Genomic DNA, 17896 nt, shown 5'->3' with positions numbered 1-17896 from the left:
CAACCTTCACCGGCATCCTAGGGGACGAACACGGGGGCTAGGCTGGCGGCGTGTCTTTCGTCGCCGATCTCCGCGTCGTCCTGCGGGGCAGGGACTTCAGGAGGTTGTTCGGCACCCGGCTGGTCTCCCAGTTCTCCGACGGGATCTTCCAGTTCGGCGTGACCGGATTCGCCTTCTTCAGCCCCGAGAGCCAAACCACCGCGCTCGCCGTCGCCGCGGGGATGGCCGTGCTGTTCCTGCCCTACAGCGTGCTCGGGCCCTTCGTCGGCGTCTTCATCGACCGCTGGTCGCGGCGGCAGATCCTGGTGGTGGCGCCCTTCGTGCGCGGCCTGCTGCTGCTGCTGGCCGCCGGGCTGGTCGCGGCCGACGTGCCGGACGCCTGGTTCTACGCGGCGGCGCTGGCCGTGCTCGGGGTCAACCGGTTCTTCCTGGCCGCGCTCGGCGCCTCGCTGCCGCACGTGGTGCCCGCCGACCGGCTCATCTCGGCCAACGCGGTCGTGCCCACCTCGGGGACGGTGGCCACGTTCATCGGCGCGGGCCTGGGCTTCCTGCTGCGGGAGATCTTCGGCGGCGGCGACTGGGGCGTGGCGCTGCTGCTGGCCACGTCCGGCGTGGTGTTCACGCTCAGCGCGCTGGTGGCGCGGACGATGGACCGCCAGTTGCTCGGCCCGTGGCCCGACCCCGAGCGGCCGCAGGCCCGCCAGGCCCTGCGCAACGTGGTCACCGGGCTGGCCGACGGCGCCCGGCACCTGGTGCGCCACCGGGTGGCCGCCGCGACCATGGGCGCGATGGCCACGCACCGCTTCCTGTTCGGCATGTGCACCGCCCTGGGCATCATCCTCTACCGCTACTACTTCACCGACGGCGACGCCGACGCCGCGCTGCGCGGGATCGGCCTGGTGGTGGTCGCCGCCGGCATCGGCACCGCGCTCGCGGTGGTCGTCACCCCGTACACGACCGAGTGGTTCGGGATCGAGCGGTGGGTGCAGATCGCGCTGGTCGCGGCCGGGGTGCTGACGGCGGCGCTGGTGCTGCCCTTCCAGGAGTGGGGCCTGCCGGTCGCCGGGTTCGTGCTGGGGCTGGCCGGGCAGAGCGTCAAGATCTGCGCCGACACGACCGTCCAGCGCGACGTGGAGGACATCTACCGGGGCCGCGCGTTCTCGATCTACGACATGCTCTTCAACGGCATGTACGTGCTCGCCGCGGGCCTGTCGGCGGCGATCCTCCCGGCGAACGGCAAGTCGTATCTCGCCGTGGCGATCATCTCGCTCGGCTACCCGCTGGCCGCGCTCGCCTACCGGATGATCACCACCGCGTCACGCGCCAAGGTCGTCTGACCCGGCCCCCTTCGCCACCCCGGCCGAGCGGGCCCACTCCAGCAGCGCCTCGGTGGCGGCGTCCTTGCCGATCACGCCCTTGTCGAGCCTGAGGTCGAGCAGGAACTTGTAGGCCCGCCCCACCACCGGCCCCGGGCCGACGCCGAGCACCTGCTGGATCTCGTTGCCGTCGAGCTCGGGCCGGATCTTGGCCAGCTCTTCCTCCTCGGCCAGCCTGGCGATGCGCTCCTCCAGGTGGTCGTAGGTGCGCGACAGCGCCGCGGCCTTGCGCTTGTTGCGGGTGGTGCAGTCGGCCCTGGTCAGCTTGTGCAGCCGGGTCAGCAGGGGGCCGGCGTCGCGCACGTAGCGGCGCACCGCGCTGTCGGTCCACTCCCCCGTGCCGTAGCCGTGGAAGCGCAGGTGCAGCTCGACCAGCCGGGCCACGTCGGACACCACGTCCTTGGGGAACTTCAGCTCGGTCATGCGCTTCTTGGTCATCTGGGCGCCGACCACCTCGTGGTGGTGGAACGACACCCGCCCGCCCGCCTCGTGGCGGCGCGTCTTGGGCTTGCCGATGTCGTGCATGATCGCCGCCCAGCGCAGGATGCGGTCGGGCTTGCCGTCCTCCTCCTGCGCGATGGCCTGGTCGAGCACGGTCAGCGTGTGATCGTAGACGTCCTTGTGGCGGTGGTGCTCGTCGATCTCCAGGCGCAGCTTGGGCAGCTCGGGCAGCACGTGCGCGGCCAGCCCCGTCTCCACCAGCAGCCGCAGGCCCTCGCGCGGGTTGGCGCCGCAGATCAGCTTGTCGAGCTCGTCGCGGATGCGCTCGGCCGAGACGATCTCGATGCGCTCGGCCATCTCGGTCATCGCCGTCACCGCCCGCGAGTCGACGGCGAAGCCGAGCTGGGAGGCGAACCTGGCGGCCCGCAACATGCGCAGCGGGTCGTCGCCGAAGGACTGCTCGGGGGTGCCGGGAGTGCGCAGCAGGCGCGCCTTCAGGTCGGCCAGGCCGCCGTAGGGGTCGACGAACTCGTGGCCGGGCAGGCGCACCGCCATCGCGTTGACCGCGAAGTCGCGCCGCTCCAGGTCGGCGTCGAGCGTCTCGCCGTACATCACCTCGGGCTTGCGGGACTTGGGGTCGTAGGACTCGCTGCGGTAGGTGGTGATCTCGATCAGCCAGCTGCCCTTGCGCAGGCCGACCGTGCCGAAGTCGATGCCGATCGTCCACACGGAGTCGGCCCAGTCCCTGGCGATCTCCAGCACCCTCTCGGGGCGGGCGTCGGTGGTCAGGTCGAGGTCGTTGCCGATGCGGCCGAGCAACAGGTCGCGTACGGGCCCGCCGACGAGAGCCAGCTCATGGCCCTGCGCGGCGAACAGGCGGCCGAGCTCGTCGGCCACGGGAGCGATCTTTCGGAACAGGTCGTTCATGGCCCGCTGCTGGCTTTCGGTCAGAGTTGAATCGGACAAACTGAGTCGGCCTTCTTGTGTGCTTCCGGAACATATCCCCCGAGCCACACCAGGTCCGGGTTACCGTCGGTCAAGGGACCGTCGGGGGCCATGGAATGAGGCAAGGAGGACTATATGAAGGACGCCCTCGCGATCCACCGCTGGCTCCTCGCACACCAGGTCCATCATGAGATCGTACGCCTTCCGCGTCCCATGACATGCGCGGAAGAGCTGCCGGAGACGGTCTCCGCGGCGCCGGAGCGGTGCCTGATGGTCTCGGTGCTCGAAGTCACGACCTGGACCGGGCGCGAGGTCGTCGTGGGGGTCACCGCCCCCGTCTCGTCCCCGCCCAGGCCGGGAGCCGTCGGCGGATTGCTCGGTGCGCGTCACGTCCGTCCCGCACCGGCTCACCTGGTCAACTCGGTCACGGACTACGCCGACGGGCTGGTGTGCCCGCTGCTGCTGCCCGAGTCGCTGCCGATGTTCATCGACGACCGGCTGTCGGCCGACACCGAGCCGGTCTTCACCGCCCTCGGCGAACGCCACACAGCCCTGTCGATCCGCTCTCTCGACCTGCTGGCCCTCCTGCCTGGAAAGATGGTCGACCTCCGCGGCACACGCCCCAGAGGATCACGTGGGGCGGTCGCGCGACGGCACTGAGCCCGTACCATTGCGGGCGTGCGTCGTCGTAGTCAAGCCCGGGCATCCGCGTGATCCGTAAGGCCACGCTGCTCGCCGCGCTGTCCGCCGCGTTGCTCGCCCCCCTGATGGCGGTGACGCCGGGCGCGGCTGCCACGAAGACGGGCGCGGCCGCCGTCGTGGCGGCGTCACCGGCGCGGGCGGCCCTGGCGGCGCGGCAGACCCTGTCCGTGTCGATCACCTCCATCACGCCGGAAGTGCCCAGGAGCCTGACCGATGTGATCAAGTTCACCGGCACCGTGCGCAACGGCACCGGCGCCGACATGGCCGGGCTCAAGGTGCGCCTGCGCTACACGTCGCAGAAGCTCACCGACCGCGCCTCCATGTCGGCCTACCAGGCCGACCAGAACCTGCAGACGCTCCCGGAGAACGTCTCCACGCGCAACTCCTTCATGGACCTCCAGCCGCTGGCCGCCGGCGGCACGGCGCGCTGGGAGTTCACCGCCACGCCCGCACAGCTCGGCCTGCGCGACTTCGGCGTCTATCCGGTGGCCGTCGACATCGCGCAGTACGACGTGCCGGTCACGGCCGACCGCACCTTCCTGACCTACGCGCCGCCCACCGTGCCCAAGCTGCCGCGCAACCGGCTGGCCATCGCGCTGCCCGTCATCGACCAGCCGCGCAGGGGCACCGACGAGGCGCTGTTCATCGACGACAAGCTGAGCCAGTCGCTGACCGGCCGGGGCCGCCTGGCCGACCTGGCCAAGATCGCGCAGTCCGCGCCGAGCACCGTCACCTGGGTCGTCGACCCGGCGCTGCTCGACGACGTCAACACGATGACCAAGGGCTACCGGGTCAAGACCAAGGACGGCGCGGAGGGCAGGCCGGCCAGCGCCGCCGCCACGCAGTGGCTGACGACCATGCGCACCACGCTGGCCGCCTCCCCGGTGGTCGCGGCCCCCTACGCCGACCCCGACGTGGCCGCGCTGGCGCACCAGGGGCTCGACACGCAGACCAGGCGGGCGATCGAGCTGGGCGGGCAGACGGCCAGAACCCTTCTCGGCCGCGACGCCAAGACCACGCTCAACTGGCCGGCGGCGGGCGTGCTCGACGACGACGCGCTCGACCTGCTCGCGGTCAGCGGCGTCGACACCGTGCTGCTCAACTCCACCAACCTGCCCCCGCGCCAGCCCCTCGCCACCACGCCCGACGCCGCCGCGACCCTCGACACCGTCAACGGCCCCGTCACCGCGCTGGTCGCCGACGCCGAGCTGAGCCGCCTGTTCGAGCCGGCCTCCGGCACGTCCGCGCTGCAGAGCACCCAGCGCTTCATCGCCGAGACCGCGATGATCGCCGCCGAGCCCGGCCAGACGGCGCCGAGATCGCTGGTCGTCGCCCCCTCGCGGCGCTGGTCCCCCAGCCCGACGCTCGTGACGTCCCTGATCAAGGCCGCCGGGCGGCTGCCGTGGCTGCAGCTCACCACGCTGGAGTCGCTCAAGCCGGGCAAGACGTCCGTCCCGCGCGCCGGGCTCGTCTACACCGAGCAGCAGCGCAAGGACGAGCTGAGCGGGAAATACCTCGCGCCGGTCAAGGAAGCCTGGTCCAAGGCGCAGCTCACCTCGCTGATCACGGAGGAGAAGGCGAGCTCGGGCTTCGACGCGGCGGTGCTGCGGCTGGCCTCCTCGGCCTGGCGCAACAACACCCGGGCGGGCCGCTCGGCGACCAAGCTCGTCGGCGAGGCCGTCGATGCCCGCACCAACCAGATCCAGATCACCGGGGCGCCGCGCGCGCTGGCGGGCAGCAACGGCGTGGTCCCCATCAGCGTGAAGAACGAGCTGAGCACCCGCATCGAGGTCTTCATCGACGTCACCTCGGACAACCCCGAGCTGCTCGACGTCACGTTCGAGCAGGACGAGCCGCTGTTGATCGGCGGCGGGCAGAGCGGCACGGTCCAGGTGCAGATGACCGCCGCCCCCGACACCAGCGGAGACGTGACGGTGACCGTGCAGCTCAAGACCGCCGACGGGCAGCCGTACGGCGAGCCGCAGCGGCTGACGATCCGCACGACCGGCTACACCGGCATCGCGCTGGTGATCGTGGGCGCGGCGCTGACCGTGATGCTCGCCGCCGTGGTCACCCGGCTGCTGCGGCGCCGGTCGGAGCGCAGGCTCGCGCGAGCCGCCAAGAACCGGGAGAGTGAGACCGTATGAGCCGCATGCTGCGGGCCAGCGCCATCATGGCGGCGGGCACCATGGTGTCCCGGGTCACGGGGTTCGTGCGGACGATGGTGCTCGCCTACGCCATCGGCACGGCCGCGCTGGGCGACGCCTACAACGCCGCCTACGCGATCCCGTACAGCATCCTCGACCTGCTGCTCCTGGGCGTGCTGAGCAGCGTCGTGGTCCCGATGATCGTCCGGGCCCAGCAGCAGGACCCCGACGGCGGCCGGGCCTACGAGCAGCGGCTGCTGACGCTCTCGACGGTCGCGCTGGTCGCGGTCGCGGCGCTCAGCGTGCTGGCCGCGCCGCTGCTGATCGACCTCTACACCGACTGGGCTCCCGGCAGCGCGAAATACGAGGTCGCGGTCATGCTGGCCCGCTTCATCCTGCCGCAGCTCGCCTTCTTCGGCGTGGGCGCGGTGGCCGGGGCCATCCTCAACACCCGCGACCGCTACGGCGCCCCCATGTGGGCCCCGGTCGTCAACAACCTGGTCGTCATCTGCGTGTTCCTGCTCTACGTCGTGGTCGGCACGGGCGACGACATCGAGAGCGTCACCACGGCCGACCTGGCGCTGCTCGGCCTGGGCACCACGGCCGGCATCGTGGCGCAGGCTGCGGTGCTGATCGTGGCGCTGCGGCGGGCCGGGTTCTCGTTCGTGCCCCGCTTCGACCTGCGCAACGCGCGGCTGGGCGAGATGGCCAAGGCCGGCGTCTGGACGATCGGCTACGTGGTGGTCACCCAGCTCGGCTTCATGCTGACGACCAACCTGTCCAGCTCGGCGGGCGACGTGGTGGAGGGGCACGGGATCAGCCCGTACACCCTGGCGTTCCAGCTTTTCCAGCTTCCGTACGGCGTCATCGGCGTCTCGGTGATCACCGCGATGCTGCCGCGCATGAGCCGGGCCGTCTCCGAGGGGCGGTTCGAGGACGTGCGCGCCGAGTTCGGGTCGAGCGTGCGGCTGATCTGCTCGATGATGGTGCCGGTGTCGCTGCTGCTCATGGTGCTCGGGCCGGCGATCACCGTGCCCCTCTACGGCCACGGCGCCAACAGCGTGGCCGACGCCGTCTACATCGGCAACGTGCTGCAGGTCTACGGGCTGGCGCTGGTGCCGTTCGCGATCTTCCAGCTCCTGCTGCGGGTCTTCTACAGCTTCGGCGACACGCGCACGCCGGTCTTCATCGGGGCGGGCACGACGGCGGTCAACGCGCTGCTCATGGTGCTGCTCTACCTGATGCTGCCGGCGCGCTACGCGGTGATGGGGCTGGCGCTGGCCTACGCGATCGCGTACGGGCTCGGCGCGGTCCTGGCCTGGGTGCTGGCCAGCCGCCGGGTGCGCGGCCTGGGCGGCTGGGCCGTCGGCATGACGCTGACCAGGATGTACCTGGCGGCGATGCCCACGGCGGTGCTGGCGCTGGCCACGGTCTGGGTGGTCACCGGGGTGTTCGGCGCGCTCGACTTCCTCAACTCGGTGATCGTGCTGGCCATCGGCGGGGGGCTGGGCATGTTGCTCTATCTCGCGGTGGCCCACAGAATGCGCATCCCGGAGGTCAACTCACTCGTTGGGATGGTCGCGAGGCGGGTAGGTCGGTAAAGAACGCGGGCGGAATCTCCTCGGCACTACCATGGAGCCCGACACGCGCGAATGGAAGCAGGAGGGGCGTGGGCGGATCCACCCGGCATAACGTGCCTTCGTGGGACACCACCACGCAGGTGAGTCGAGTTATGAGCACGCCCGATCGGCCAAACGGAGTGAGCCAGTGAGCAGCACGTCGGCCGTCGAACCCGGCACCCGTCTCGCCGAGCGCTTCCGCCTGGAGGACCGCGTCAGCGAGTCAGATGGCGCCACGCTGTGGAAGGCCATTGACGAGATTCTTGCCCGCCCTGTGGCGGTGCACACGTTCGCACCCGATTTCCCCCGGGTCCACGAGGTCGTCACGGCCGCCCGCGCGGCCAGCCGGCTGACCGACCCCCGTCTGACGCAGGTCTTCGACGCCGCCGAGGACGACAAGCACGCCTACGTCGTCAGCGAGTGGGTCACCGGCGAGACGCTGACCGACCTGCTGGCGGGCGGGCCGCTGGAGCCCGAGCGCGCGGCCGGGCTGGTCGCCGAGGCCGCCGAGGCGCTGGCGCACGCCCACGAGGCGCGCCTCTACCACCTGTGCCTGCGTCCCTCCCACCTGATGTGGACCTCCGGCAACACGGTCAAGGTGCTCGGCGTGGCCGTGGACGCGGCGATGTGGGGGCTGACCACCGACCAGCCGGCGCTCGACGACGCCGAGGGGCTGGGCCGGCTGCTGTACGCCGGGCTGACCGGCCACTGGCCGGGCGACGAGGAGGAGGGCGGCCTGCCGGCGGCCCCCATGAGCGACGGTCACTTCTGCACGCCCCGGCAGGTCACCGCCGGCGTGCCCGGCTACCTCGACGCGGTCGCCGTGCGGGCCTGCCTGCCCGAGTCGCGCCGGGGGCAGAGCGCGCTGGCCAGCCCGGCCGAGGTGGCCGCGGCGCTGGCCGACGTGGCCAGGCCCATGCCGATCCCGATCTCCTACCCCTCGACCCCCGCGGTGGCCTCGGCCTCCCACACCGAGGGGCTGGAGCTGGCCCACCGCCGGCCGCAGACCACGCTTCCCCCGCTGCCGCCGCCCCCGCCGCGCCGCGTCTCGGGCGCAGGCGGTGGCGGCACGCTCAACCGGGTGCTGATGACGCTGGTGGTGCTGCTCGTCATCGCCGCCGTCGGCGTCGGCGCCTGGACGATCGGCCGCAGCCTGGGCAGCCCGACCGCGCCGCCGACGGCCGGAGCCTCCCCCACCGCCTCCCCGCCCAGCTCGGCCGCGGCCCAGACGGTCAAGCCGGACAAGGCGCGGGGCTTCGACCCGCTCGGCGACGGCGACGAGAAGTCCGACCTGGCCAAGCTGGCCATCGACGGCAAGCCCGGCACGTTGTGGAAGACCGAGACCTACACCAGCGCCGACCTGGGCCGTCTCAAGGACGGCGTGGGCCTGCTGCTCGACATGGGCAAGTCGATCCAGGTCAGCGACGTGGTGGCGACGCTGTCGCAGGCGTCCGGCGCGAGCGTCGAGCTGAAGGTGGGCGACTCCCCCGAACTTGATTCGCTGAAGACGGTGGCGAGCGAGAAGAACGCCGCAGGTAAAACCACGCTCAAGCCGGAAGAGCCGGCCAGCGGCCGGTACGTTTTGATCTGGTTTACGCGTGTTCCGACGGATGCAGGCACTTTTCATGGCACCATCTATGAGGTAGTGGTGCACTCTCCCGGATCGGCATAATCAGGAACCTTTCTTGTGAACTCCCCACCCGAGACACCCTCAGCAGCGGAGCGGCCGGCGGTCACAGACGCCGAGCTGCTGACCGCGCATATCAACGGGGATCCACACGCCTTCAGCGAAATCGTCAAAAGACACCGCGACCGCATGTGGGCGGTCGCCCTGCGGACGCTCGGTGACCCCGACGAGGCCGCCGACGCCGTGCAGGACGCCTTCGTCTCCGCATATCGCAAGGCCGCCACGTTCCGTGGCGAGGCGGCCGTCACGACCTGGCTGCATCGCATCGTGGTCAACGCCTGCCTCGACAGGATGCGCCGCAAATCCGTCAGGCCCGTCGCCGACGACGAGCTGATCGAGGCCGCCGAGCGCGAGACCCCGCTGCCCGACCAGACCGTCGAGCGCGAGGTCTCGATGGAGGTCTCGGCCGCTCTCAAGCTGCTGCCCGCCGACCAGCGGGCGGCGCTGGTGCTGGTGGACATGATGGGCTATTCAGTCGAAGACGCAGCTCAAGTGCTGCAGGTGCCCAGTGGCACCGTGAAGAGCCGATGTGCTCGAGGACGCGCGAAACTTGCCCCAATTCTTTCGCATCTGCGGAACCGAACAGACCTCAATCGCGTCTCATCCGCGAAGGGAGCAGAACTTCGTGACGGGTGATACGCACTACGATCTGGAGACTCTCGCCGAGTTGGCAGAGGGTCTCCTGGACGCCACCACGGCCCGCCAGGTCCGCGAGCATCTCGCGGTCTGCGACCCCTGCGGGGAGCTGCTGGCCGACCTGGCGGCGGTTCGCGAGGTGCTGGCCGCGACCCCCACACCGGCCATGCCGATGGGTGTCGCACTGCGCATCGACAAGGCTCTGGCCGCCGAGGCGGAGTCCCGCCGGGGCGGAGGTGTCGGCCTCGCGGAACCACCGGACTGGGATGAGCTCATGCGGGACGCCCCCTGGGAGCGTCCGGCCGGGGTCCGGGAGCCCGCGCGCCTCGGCGCGGTGGCCTCCGCGGACGCCCCCGAGCTCTCCGAGGTCCCGGAGGTTTCGGAGCCGGTACGCCTCGGCGTGGTCTCCGACGACGGCACGATCGTCCCGGCCAGGAGCCGCACCATGCGGCGGCGGCGCTGGGCGATGCCCGCGGTCGCGGCCGCGGCGGCCGCCGTCGTGGTCGGCACGGCCGTGGCCTCCACCAACCTGCTGGCCGACGGGGGTGACGGCGGCGCCGGCAGCGCACCGCCACCGGTCGCCCTGCCGGTGCAGCCCTCCGCCCAGGAGACGCCGTCGCCGGACCGGTCCTCGCAGCGAGCCAGGGCGTACAAGCTGACCGACAGCAGCTACAACTACAGCGACTCCGCGCTGCGGATGCCGCTGGCCGGGCTGCTGGCCCCGGCGCCCGCCCTGCACGGCGACTCCGAGAGCGCCGGTCAGGTCGCCAAGTGTGTCAGCGCGGTCTCCAACCGCTCCAAGCTCACTGTGTTCGCGGTGGACCAGGGGCAGTACAACGGGCAGGAGGCGCTCATCGTGGCCTCCTGGAAGCAGCGGGCCGCCAAGAAGGTGCGCATCGACGTCGTCGATCCGTTCAACTGCAAGAATCTGCGCAAGCCCGCACTCGGCCGCTGGTAGCCGGGGCGCGGAAGAACCCACGTCAGAGCCCGCTTCGGCGGGCTCTTTCGGTTCTCCCCGCGTCGGGCCCGTGTTGTGGGGTAGGGCGGGGAATCAGCGCGGCCTAGGATCTGTTGTCGCCGGTGGTAACAGCAGACGAGGAAGGCGTAGAGCGTTGAGCGACGACGTCCGTAACGTGATCATCATTGGTTCCGGCCCCGCCGGTTACACGGCGGCCGTCTACTCCGCGCGTGCCGAGCTCAAGCCGCTCGTCTTCGAGGGTTCCGTGACCGCGGGCGGCGCGCTCATGAACACGACCGACGTGGAGAACTTCCCCGGGTTCCCCGACGGCATCATGGGCCCCGACCTGATGGACAACCTTCGTAAGCAGGCCGAGCGGTTCGGCGCCGAGCTGGTGGCGGACGACGTCCTGGAAGTGGACCTCAACGCCAACCCCAAGGTCATCAAGACCCACACCGACACCTACTACGCCAAGTCAGTCATCCTGGCCATGGGCTCCGGCTACCGCGAGCTGGGCCTGGAGAACGAGAAGCGGCTGTCCGGGCGGGGCGTGTCCTGGTGTGCGACCTGTGACGGGTTCTTCTTCCGCAACAAGGACATCGTGGTCGTCGGCGGCGGCGACACCGCGATGGAGGAGGCCACGTTCCTGACCAGGTTCGGGCGCATGGTGACGGTGGTGCACCGCCGCGACGAGCTGCGGGCCAGCAAGATCATGCAGGATCGCGCGTTCGCCAACGAAAAGATCCGCTTCGTCTGGGACTCCGAGGTCGTCGACGTGCTCGGCGACACCAAGGTCGAGGCCGTCAAGCTGCGCAACGTCAAGACCGGCGAGGAGTGCGAGCTGGCGACCGACGCGCTGTTCCTGGCCATCGGCCACGACCCCCGCACCGAGCTGGTCAAGGGCCAGATCGACCTCGACGAGGAGGGCTACATCAAGGTGGCCTCGCCCTCAACGGCGACCAACATCGAGGGCGTGTTCGCCGCCGGTGACGTCGTCGACCACACCTACCGCCAGGCCATCACCGCGGCGGGCACCGGCTGTGCGGCCTCGCTCGACTCCGAGCGCTGGCTGGCCAACAACGAGAAGTAAGGAGCGCACCGTGAAGGCTGTCACCGACGCCAATTTCGCATCCGAGGTCCTCAAGAGCGACAAGCCCGTGCTGGTCGATTTCTGGGCCGAATGGTGCGGCCCGTGCCGGCAGGTCGCGCCCATCCTCCAGGAGATCGCCAACGAGCACGGCGACAAGCTGGAGATCGTCAAGCTGAACATCGACGAGAACCCCGAGGTGCCGCGCCAGTACGGTGTGCTGCAGATCCCGACGATGAACGTCTACAAGAACGGCGAGGTCGTCAAGCAGATCATCGGCGCCAAGCCGAAGGCGATGCTGCTGCGTGAGCTTGAGGGCATCATCTAGCCTGCGTCGCTCCGCTGGTGTCGAGGCCCCCGCGATCTTCTCGGTCGCGGGGGCTTTCGCCTGCCTACGGGGCTACGGGATCGCCCGGCGGGGGGTGAGGGCTGAGGCGAGCGTCCTGGAGCCCGAGGCGGATGTTCTGAGCGCGAGGCGGATGTTCTGAGCGCGAGGCGGGTGTCCTCGGAGGGACGTGAGGGAGTGCGGCGGGCGTGAGGTAAGGCGTGGAGGGCTGAGGGGGCGTCAGACGGGACGTAGTGCCCGTTCCGGGCTCATGGAGCCGAGAAGCCGTTCCAGGGCCACCTCGACGTCCTCACGCCACGACACCGCGCTCTTCAGCTCCAGCCGCAACCGCGGGAATCTCAAATGTGGACGAACAGTCTTAAACCCCACAGAAAGCAAGTATTCCGCCGGAACTACACAGCTAGCCTCTTCCCACTTGAGATCCCCGAAAGCTTCGATGGCTTTCACCCCGCGCCGCGTCAGGTCTTTCGCCACCCCCTGGATCAGCATCCGCCCCAGCCCGCCGCCGGAGAACTCGGGAATGATGTGCGCCGTCATCAGCAGCACCGCGTCGGCGCTCACCGGCGAGGTCGGGAAGGCCACCGAACGCGGGCTGTAGAGCGGCGGGCTGTAGAGCACGAACCCGGCCGGCACCCCGTCGACGTAGGCGATCTTCCCGCAGCTCCCCCATTCGAGCAGCGTGCCGGAAATCCAGGCTTCCTTCTCCAGCCCCGGGTCGCCCGACTCGACCGCACGCTCCCCGCTGACGGGGTCGAGCTCCCAGAACACGCACCGGCGGCAGCGGCGCGGTAGATCTTCGAGATTGTCCAGGGTTATGTTGACCAGCCGGCGCGACAACTACGGCCCCTATCCTTGACCCGGAAAAGCGCGCGAAAACCGCGTCTACAGGTGGCATCGTAGCCCAGTGAAGATGTCGTCAGCGGACACCACGACGGTCGAGCCCGGTCACGGGCGACATGTCCGTCTGGCGTAATCTGGTATTTCAGCCCCATATGACACCTAGGAGGTGGGCCGTGACGGAAGAGCTGGATCACGGTCAGACACCCGCGACCCAAGGGTCGCGCATCGACGCCTACGTCGATCGGTACGCCGCGCGAGCTACCGGGATGGTCGCCTCCGAGATCCGAGCTCTCTTCGCCGTCGCGTCGAGGCCCGAGGTGGTCTCGCTCGCGGGCGGCATGCCGTACGTCACGGCCCTTCCCCTCGACATGGTCGGCGAGCTGGTCTCCGACCTCGTCACGCGGCGCGGCCCCGTCGCGCTGCAGTACGGTTCCGGCCAGGGCGACCCGCACCTGCGTGAGCAGATCTGCGAGGTCATGCGGCTGGAGGGGATCTCCGCCGGGGCGAACGACGTGGTCGTCACCGTGGGGTCGCAGCAGGCCCTCGACCTGATCACCCGGATCTTCATCGACCCGGGCGACGTGGTCCTCGCCGAGGGCCCCTCGTACGTGGGGGCTCTGGGGACGTTCGCCGCTTACCAGGCCAAAGTGGTCCATATCGCCATGGACGATCAGGGCATCGTGCCCGAATCGCTGGCCCAGACCATCTACGCCCTGGAGACGGCAGGGGCGCCCATCAAGTTCCTCTACACGATCCCGACCTTCCACAACCCCGGCGGCGTCACGCTCAACATCGCCCGCCGGCAGCAGGTGCTCGACATCTGCCAGCGGGCCGGAATCCTCATCATCGAGGACAACCCGTACGGGCTGCTCGGCTTCGACGGCGAGCCCATGCGCGCGCTGCGGGCCGACAACCCGGACGGCGTGGTCTATCTGGGCTCGTTCTCCAAGACGCTCGCCCCCGGCTTCCGCGTCGGGTGGGCGCTGGCGCCGCACGCCATCCGCGAGAAGCTCGTGCTGGCCATGGAGTCGGCCGTGTTGTCCCACTCCTCGTTCACTCAGCTCGCCGTGGGCCAATACCTCGCCACGCAACCCTGGCGGGAGCAGATCAAAACGTTCAGGGAGCTCTACCGGGAGCGCCGCGACGCGTTGCTGGACGCACTCGAATCCCTGATGCCGCCCGAGGTCACCTGGACTCGACCTGGGGGCGGCTTCTTCGTTTGGGCGACCCTGCCCGACGGCCTCGACTCCAAGGCGATCCTGCCCCGGGCCGTGGCCGAGCGGGTGGCGTTCGTGCCGGGCACCGGCTTCTTCTCCGACGGCAGCGGGGCGCGGCACATGCGGCTGTCGTACTGCTATCCCGAGCCCGACCGCATCCGTGAAGGGGTGCGCAGGCTGGCCGGGGTGATCGAGCAGGAGATGCAGCTCAGAGACACGTTCGGCACGGCTTCGTCCCGCGACGTCCAGGGCGTGGACACCCCGGGCCCAGACCTGGCCTGACCGCCTTTCCGAAAGGGCCGGCGTCGCGGGAGATTCCGCGGGGCCGGCCCTTTCCACGTCATCGCGCCCCTCCCCCGCCGGACGCGGGGCGACCGGCCAGAGGTGCGGATCTCCTCCGGGCCCTTCCCCGGGCCCTTCCCCGGGCCCTTCTCCGGGCTCTTCTCCGGGCCCTTCCCCGGGCCCCGCGCCCCCGTCCTGGCTTCGCTCCCGCGCTTTCGCGGGTTCCTCCGGTTCTGGCCAAGAAACCTTCTGCCGTTTGGCTGAGATGGGATGGGATCGCCGGAGAAAGCACCTCCCGTACACCATTAACCCCTGACGCCGGTACGGTTGGACAGCGTGCCGTCAGCGGAGGAGAAGTGATGAGCGATCTGGGCCACGTGCTGGTGCTGGCCGGGGGCCTCTCCTATGAGCGAGAGGTGTCTTTGCGCTCGGGTCGCAGGGTCAGTGAGGTGCTGCGCGCGACGGGCGTCGACGTGGAGACCCGCGACACCGACGCCTCGCTCGTCCCCTCGGTCCTGGCCGACCCGCCGGACGCGGTGTTCGTGACCCTGCACGGCGGCGCGGGCGAGGACGGCGCGATCCGTTCCGTGCTGGAGCTCCTCAACGTCGCCTACGTCGGCGCCGACCCCGACGCCTGCCGGGTCGCTTTCGACAAGCCCACCGCCAAGGCCGTCGTCCGCTCCGTCGGGCTGCGCACCCCCGAGTCGGTCACCCTGCCGAAGGAGACCTTCCACGACCTCGGCGCCACGGTCGTCCTCGGCCGCATCGTCGAACGCCTCGGCCTGCCGCTGTTCGTCAAGCCCGCGCGCGGCGGCTCGGCGCTGGGCGCCTCGTTCGTCCCCACCGCCGAGGAGCTGCCCGCCGCGATGGTCGGCTGCTTCGCGTACGGTGACACGGCGCTGATCGAGCAGTACGTCGACGGCGTCGAAGTGGCCGTCTCCGTCGTGGACCTCGGCGACGGCCCGGTGGCCCTGCCCGCCGTGGAGATCGTCCCGGACGAAGGGGTCTACGACTACGCGGCCCGCTACACCGCCGGCCACACCGAGTTCTTCGCCCCCGCCCGGCTCTCGGCCCAGGCGGCCGCCGCCTGCGCGGAGACCGCCGTGACGGCCCACACCGCTCTGGGGCTACGGGACATCTCCCGTACGGACCTGATCGTCGACGCGGCGGGGGTGCCGCACTTCCTGGAGGTCAACGTGGCGCCCGGCATGACGGAGACCTCGCTCCTTCCCATGGCCGCGGAGGCCGCCGGGCGGGACCTGGGCGAGCTGTGCCGCACCCTCCTCCAGATCGCCGCCTCCCGCTCCCGCGCTTCCTGACCCCTCCCCCGGACCGCCGGGACTCTGCCCCACGGCTCAGAACTCCCGGCGCCCGCTCCCACCTCTGACCACGCGCACACACCACTTCGCACCGGCACGCCCCAACACCGCCCACCCTTCGCACTGGCGTGACACCGGCCACTCCTTCGCACTGGCGTGACACCGGCCGCCCCTTCGCACCAGTACGCCGTGGCACCCGGCCACTCCTTCGCACCGACACGCCGTGGCACCCGGCTGCCCCCTTCGCGCCGGCACTCTACGAGCACTGGCACCGCCTATGGCGTCCGCGCGTACCGCCCAGCCAGCACACCGAAGAGTGACCACGCGTCCTTCGGGGCTGGATCTGCACCACCGGACGGGGCGCAACCTTTCCCCCACCCGCCCCACGGTGAGAACCGCTCTCTCCACCGGCTCCTTCTCCCCGAACGCCCTCCTCGCCTCCGCCGACTCACCGAGGACCGACTCCTCTCTTCCCGCCCCTCCCCCAGATCTCCACTGAGGGCGCGGATCTCGGCCGCGCCTCCCCGGGATGCCATCCGCCACTTCCCTCTCCCTGGCCCCCCTCTGGGCCGCACGAGAGGTGGGCCTGGCGGGTGGAGGCGGCCAGCGGGAGTGCTGTAAGTAGCCTTACCTCTGTGCTGATCGATTCGATGTACCCCAAGAGCTTCGCCAGCGACAACCACGCCGGCGTGCACCCGGCCGTCCTCGAAGCCATGGCGGCGGCGAACCACGGAGACGCGCCCGCCTACGGCGACGACAGCTGGACGTCGGCGTTCGAGGAGAAGGTCAAGGAGGCGTTCGGCCCGGACGCCGCAGGGTTCGCGGTGCTCAACGGCGCGGGCGCGAACATGGTCGGCCTGGCCCCCATGCTCGGTCGCTACAGCGCCATCATCTGTGCCGACACCGCGCACATCGCCACCCACGAAGCCGGCGCCTCGGAGCGGCTGCTCGGCGTGAAGCTCCTGACGGTCCCGACCGAGGACGGGAAGCTGCGCCCGGCCGACATCAAGGCGCGCCTGGGCGGCATCGGCAATCACCACGAGAGCCAGCCGGCGGTCGTCTCCATCTCACAGACGACGGAGCTGGGCACCTGCTACTCCCCCGCCGAGATCGCCGCGCTGGCCGAAACGGCGCACGAAGCGGGGCTGCGCCTCCACGTGGACGGCGCCAGGCTCGCCAACGCCGCCGCCTACCTCGACTGCGATCTGAAGGCCGTCACGACCGACGCCGGGGTGGACGTGTTCAGCTTCGGCGGCACCAAGAACGGCGCCCTGGCGGCGGAGGCCGTGGTGGTGCTCGATTCGTCGCTCGCGCACGCCGTACCGTTCCTGCGCCGCCAGTCTCTTCAGCTCGCCTCGAAGATGCGCTTCATCTCGGCTCAGCTCTCAGCCCTGCTGACGGACGACCTGTGGCGTACGAACGCCGCGCACGCCAACCGGATGGCCGAGCGCCTGGCGGACGGGCTGACCGATCTCCCGGGCGTTTCACTCGCGTACCCGGTGCAGGGCAACGCTGTCTTCGCCACCCTCCCGACCGCCGCCATCGAGATCCTCCAGCAGCGCTACCTGTTCCACTACTGGGACGAGGCGGCCGGCACCGTCCGCTGGATGACCGCCTTCGACACCACCCCGGAACACGTGGACGACTTCCTCGACGACATCCGCAAAGCCGCCACGACGTAGCCTGCCCGCCGAGCCTGTCTCCGAAATTGGCCTCGTTTCACGTGAAACACGTCGGCTGGGTGAGCGCTGACGTGAGAGGCGACGCGAACGCGCATCGAAGGCAGTGCGGTCTCAATCCATGACGAGGAGCGTCTGCGGTGCCGCGAGCGTGGTTTCACGTGAAACAGGCACTGGAAGAACCGGCAATCTCCCTCCCCCGCCCCAGGCGGAGGCTGGTTCCAAGCGAGACGGCGGTCACCTCGGGAGGAGGGCCAACCATGGGCGACGTATTCAGCGGGACAGCGGTTGTCCACGAGCGGGTCGATCAGCGGACGGCGTGTTTCACGTGAAACGACGGCCACCCAACCAGGGAGCGGACGCCCGGCAGCGGTCCACATGGAACAGCGCACCCCGGTGAGAAGCGACCGCCGAACGCCGGTTTCACATGAAACGGCGACACCAAATGGGGGCGATCATCCGCGCGGCGTGTTCAGATGAAACGGCGGCGCCGACGAGCGGGGATCACCGGGCAGCGGTTTCACGTGAAACAGGGGCACCGATGAGGAGCGATCCGGGGCGGGGTTTCACGTGAAACAGGGACACCCCCGATGGGGGGCGATCACCAAGCGGCAG

Annotated in this window: 14 protein-coding genes; 12 read left to right on the top strand and 2 right to left on the bottom strand. The window is 70.2% G+C overall.

Going from position 1 to position 17896, the window contains the following annotated elements:
- The first annotated feature begins 50 nt into the window (after positions 1-50).
- Entirely contained in the window at positions 51-1337 is a 1287-nt protein-coding gene (locus IO39_RS01910) for an MFS transporter (protein ID WP_043614951.1), read from the top strand.
- Here the strand turns inward: IO39_RS01910 and IO39_RS01905 are convergent.
- Positions 1317-2744, bottom strand: coding sequence for a CCA tRNA nucleotidyltransferase (locus IO39_RS01905; RefSeq protein WP_052422341.1), 1428 nt, complete (start codon positions 2742-2744; stop codon positions 1317-1319). The two genes, IO39_RS01910 and IO39_RS01905, sit on opposite strands and share 21 nt — an antisense overlap.
- 153 nt (positions 2745-2897) lie before the next feature.
- Here IO39_RS01905 and IO39_RS01900 point away from each other — a divergent pair, with 153 nt between their 5' ends.
- The 8 genes from IO39_RS01900 to trxA all read left to right on the top strand — a co-directional run bounded on the left by IO39_RS01900 (position 2898) and on the right by trxA (position 11926).
- On the top strand, positions 2898-3422 hold the full coding sequence (locus tag IO39_RS01900) for an aminoacyl-tRNA deacylase (protein ID WP_043614946.1): 525 nt from the start codon (positions 2898-2900) through the stop codon (positions 3420-3422).
- Between the two features lie 50 nt (positions 3423-3472).
- Positions 3473-5611 carry a DUF6049 family protein gene (locus IO39_RS01895; protein WP_043614943.1) on the top strand — a complete coding sequence of 713 codons (2139 nt, stop codon included), beginning with the start codon at positions 3473-3475 and terminating at the stop codon, positions 5609-5611.
- Positions 5608-7212, top strand: a complete 1605-nt coding sequence (murJ, locus tag IO39_RS01890) for a murein biosynthesis integral membrane protein MurJ (protein ID WP_043614939.1) — start codon at positions 5608-5610, stop codon at positions 7210-7212. The genes IO39_RS01895 and murJ overlap by 4 nt, the downstream gene beginning before the upstream one ends.
- 166 nt (positions 7213-7378) lie before the next feature.
- Positions 7379-8902: a protein kinase family protein gene (locus IO39_RS01885; protein WP_043614935.1), complete on the top strand. Its 1524-nt coding sequence runs from the start codon at positions 7379-7381 to the stop codon at positions 8900-8902.
- Positions 8903-8917: 15 nt separating this feature from the next.
- Positions 8918-9553: an RNA polymerase sigma factor SigM gene (gene sigM, locus IO39_RS01880; protein WP_052422340.1), complete on the top strand. Its 636-nt coding sequence runs from the start codon at positions 8918-8920 to the stop codon at positions 9551-9553.
- Positions 9543-10511 (top strand): anti-sigma factor family protein, encoded by a 969-nt coding sequence (locus tag IO39_RS01875; protein WP_043614932.1) that lies wholly within the window; start codon positions 9543-9545, stop codon positions 10509-10511. The genes sigM and IO39_RS01875 overlap by 11 nt, the downstream gene beginning before the upstream one ends.
- A 154-nt stretch (positions 10512-10665) precedes the next feature.
- Positions 10666-11601 (top strand): thioredoxin-disulfide reductase, encoded by a 936-nt coding sequence (gene trxB, locus IO39_RS01870; RefSeq protein ID WP_043614929.1) that lies wholly within the window; start codon positions 10666-10668, stop codon positions 11599-11601.
- Between the two features lie 10 nt (positions 11602-11611).
- Entirely contained in the window at positions 11612-11926 is a 315-nt protein-coding gene (gene trxA / locus IO39_RS01865; protein WP_043614925.1) for a thioredoxin, read from the top strand.
- Positions 11927-12163: 237 nt separating this feature from the next.
- Here trxA and IO39_RS01860 read toward each other — a convergent pair whose 3' ends face one another.
- Complete coding sequence (locus IO39_RS01860; RefSeq protein WP_043614922.1) at positions 12164-12781, bottom strand: GNAT family N-acetyltransferase; 618 nt, start codon at positions 12779-12781, stop codon at positions 12164-12166.
- Positions 12782-12957: 176 nt separating this feature from the next.
- Here IO39_RS01860 and IO39_RS01855 point away from each other — a divergent pair, with 176 nt between their 5' ends.
- The 3 genes from IO39_RS01855 (at position 12958) to IO39_RS01845 (ending at position 17284) form a co-directional block, all read left to right on the top strand.
- A complete protein-coding gene (locus IO39_RS01855) occupies positions 12958-14283 on the top strand; it encodes an aminotransferase-like domain-containing protein (protein ID WP_439331464.1) in 1326 nt (441 codons plus the stop codon).
- A gap of 359 nt (positions 14284-14642) precedes the next feature.
- Positions 14643-15602, top strand: coding sequence for a D-alanine--D-alanine ligase family protein (locus tag IO39_RS01850; RefSeq protein WP_043614919.1), 960 nt, complete (start codon positions 14643-14645; stop codon positions 15600-15602).
- Positions 15603-16237: 635 nt separating this feature from the next.
- The gene (locus IO39_RS01845) at positions 16238-17284 is read left to right on the top strand and encodes a threonine aldolase family protein (RefSeq protein ID WP_043614916.1); all 1047 of its coding nucleotides are present in this window, start codon (positions 16238-16240) and stop codon (positions 17282-17284) included.
- Positions 17285-17896 lie beyond the last annotated feature (612 nt).

The sequence above is a fragment of the Nonomuraea candida genome (assembly GCF_000725485.1).
GTDB lineage: Bacteria > Actinomycetota > Actinomycetes > Streptosporangiales > Streptosporangiaceae > Nonomuraea > Nonomuraea candida.
The sequence above is the reverse complement of the archived record's forward strand: the minus strand, read 5'-3'. Positions and strand labels throughout refer to the sequence as shown.

Bases quoted from the DNA above. Each gene is read 5' to 3' on its own strand.
- IO39_RS01905 (WP_052422341.1), bottom strand. From the start codon at position 2,744: ATGAACGACCTGTTCCGAAAGATCGCTCCCGTGGCCGACGAGCTCGGC.
- IO39_RS01900 (WP_043614946.1), top strand. From the start codon at position 2,898: ATGAAGGACGCCCTCGCGATCCACCGCTGGCTCCTCGCACACCAGGTC.
- murJ (WP_043614939.1), top strand. From the start codon at position 5,608: ATGAGCCGCATGCTGCGGGCCAGCGCCATCATGGCGGCGGGCACCATG.
- IO39_RS01850 (WP_043614919.1), top strand. From the start codon at position 14,643: ATGAGCGATCTGGGCCACGTGCTGGTGCTGGCCGGGGGCCTCTCCTAT.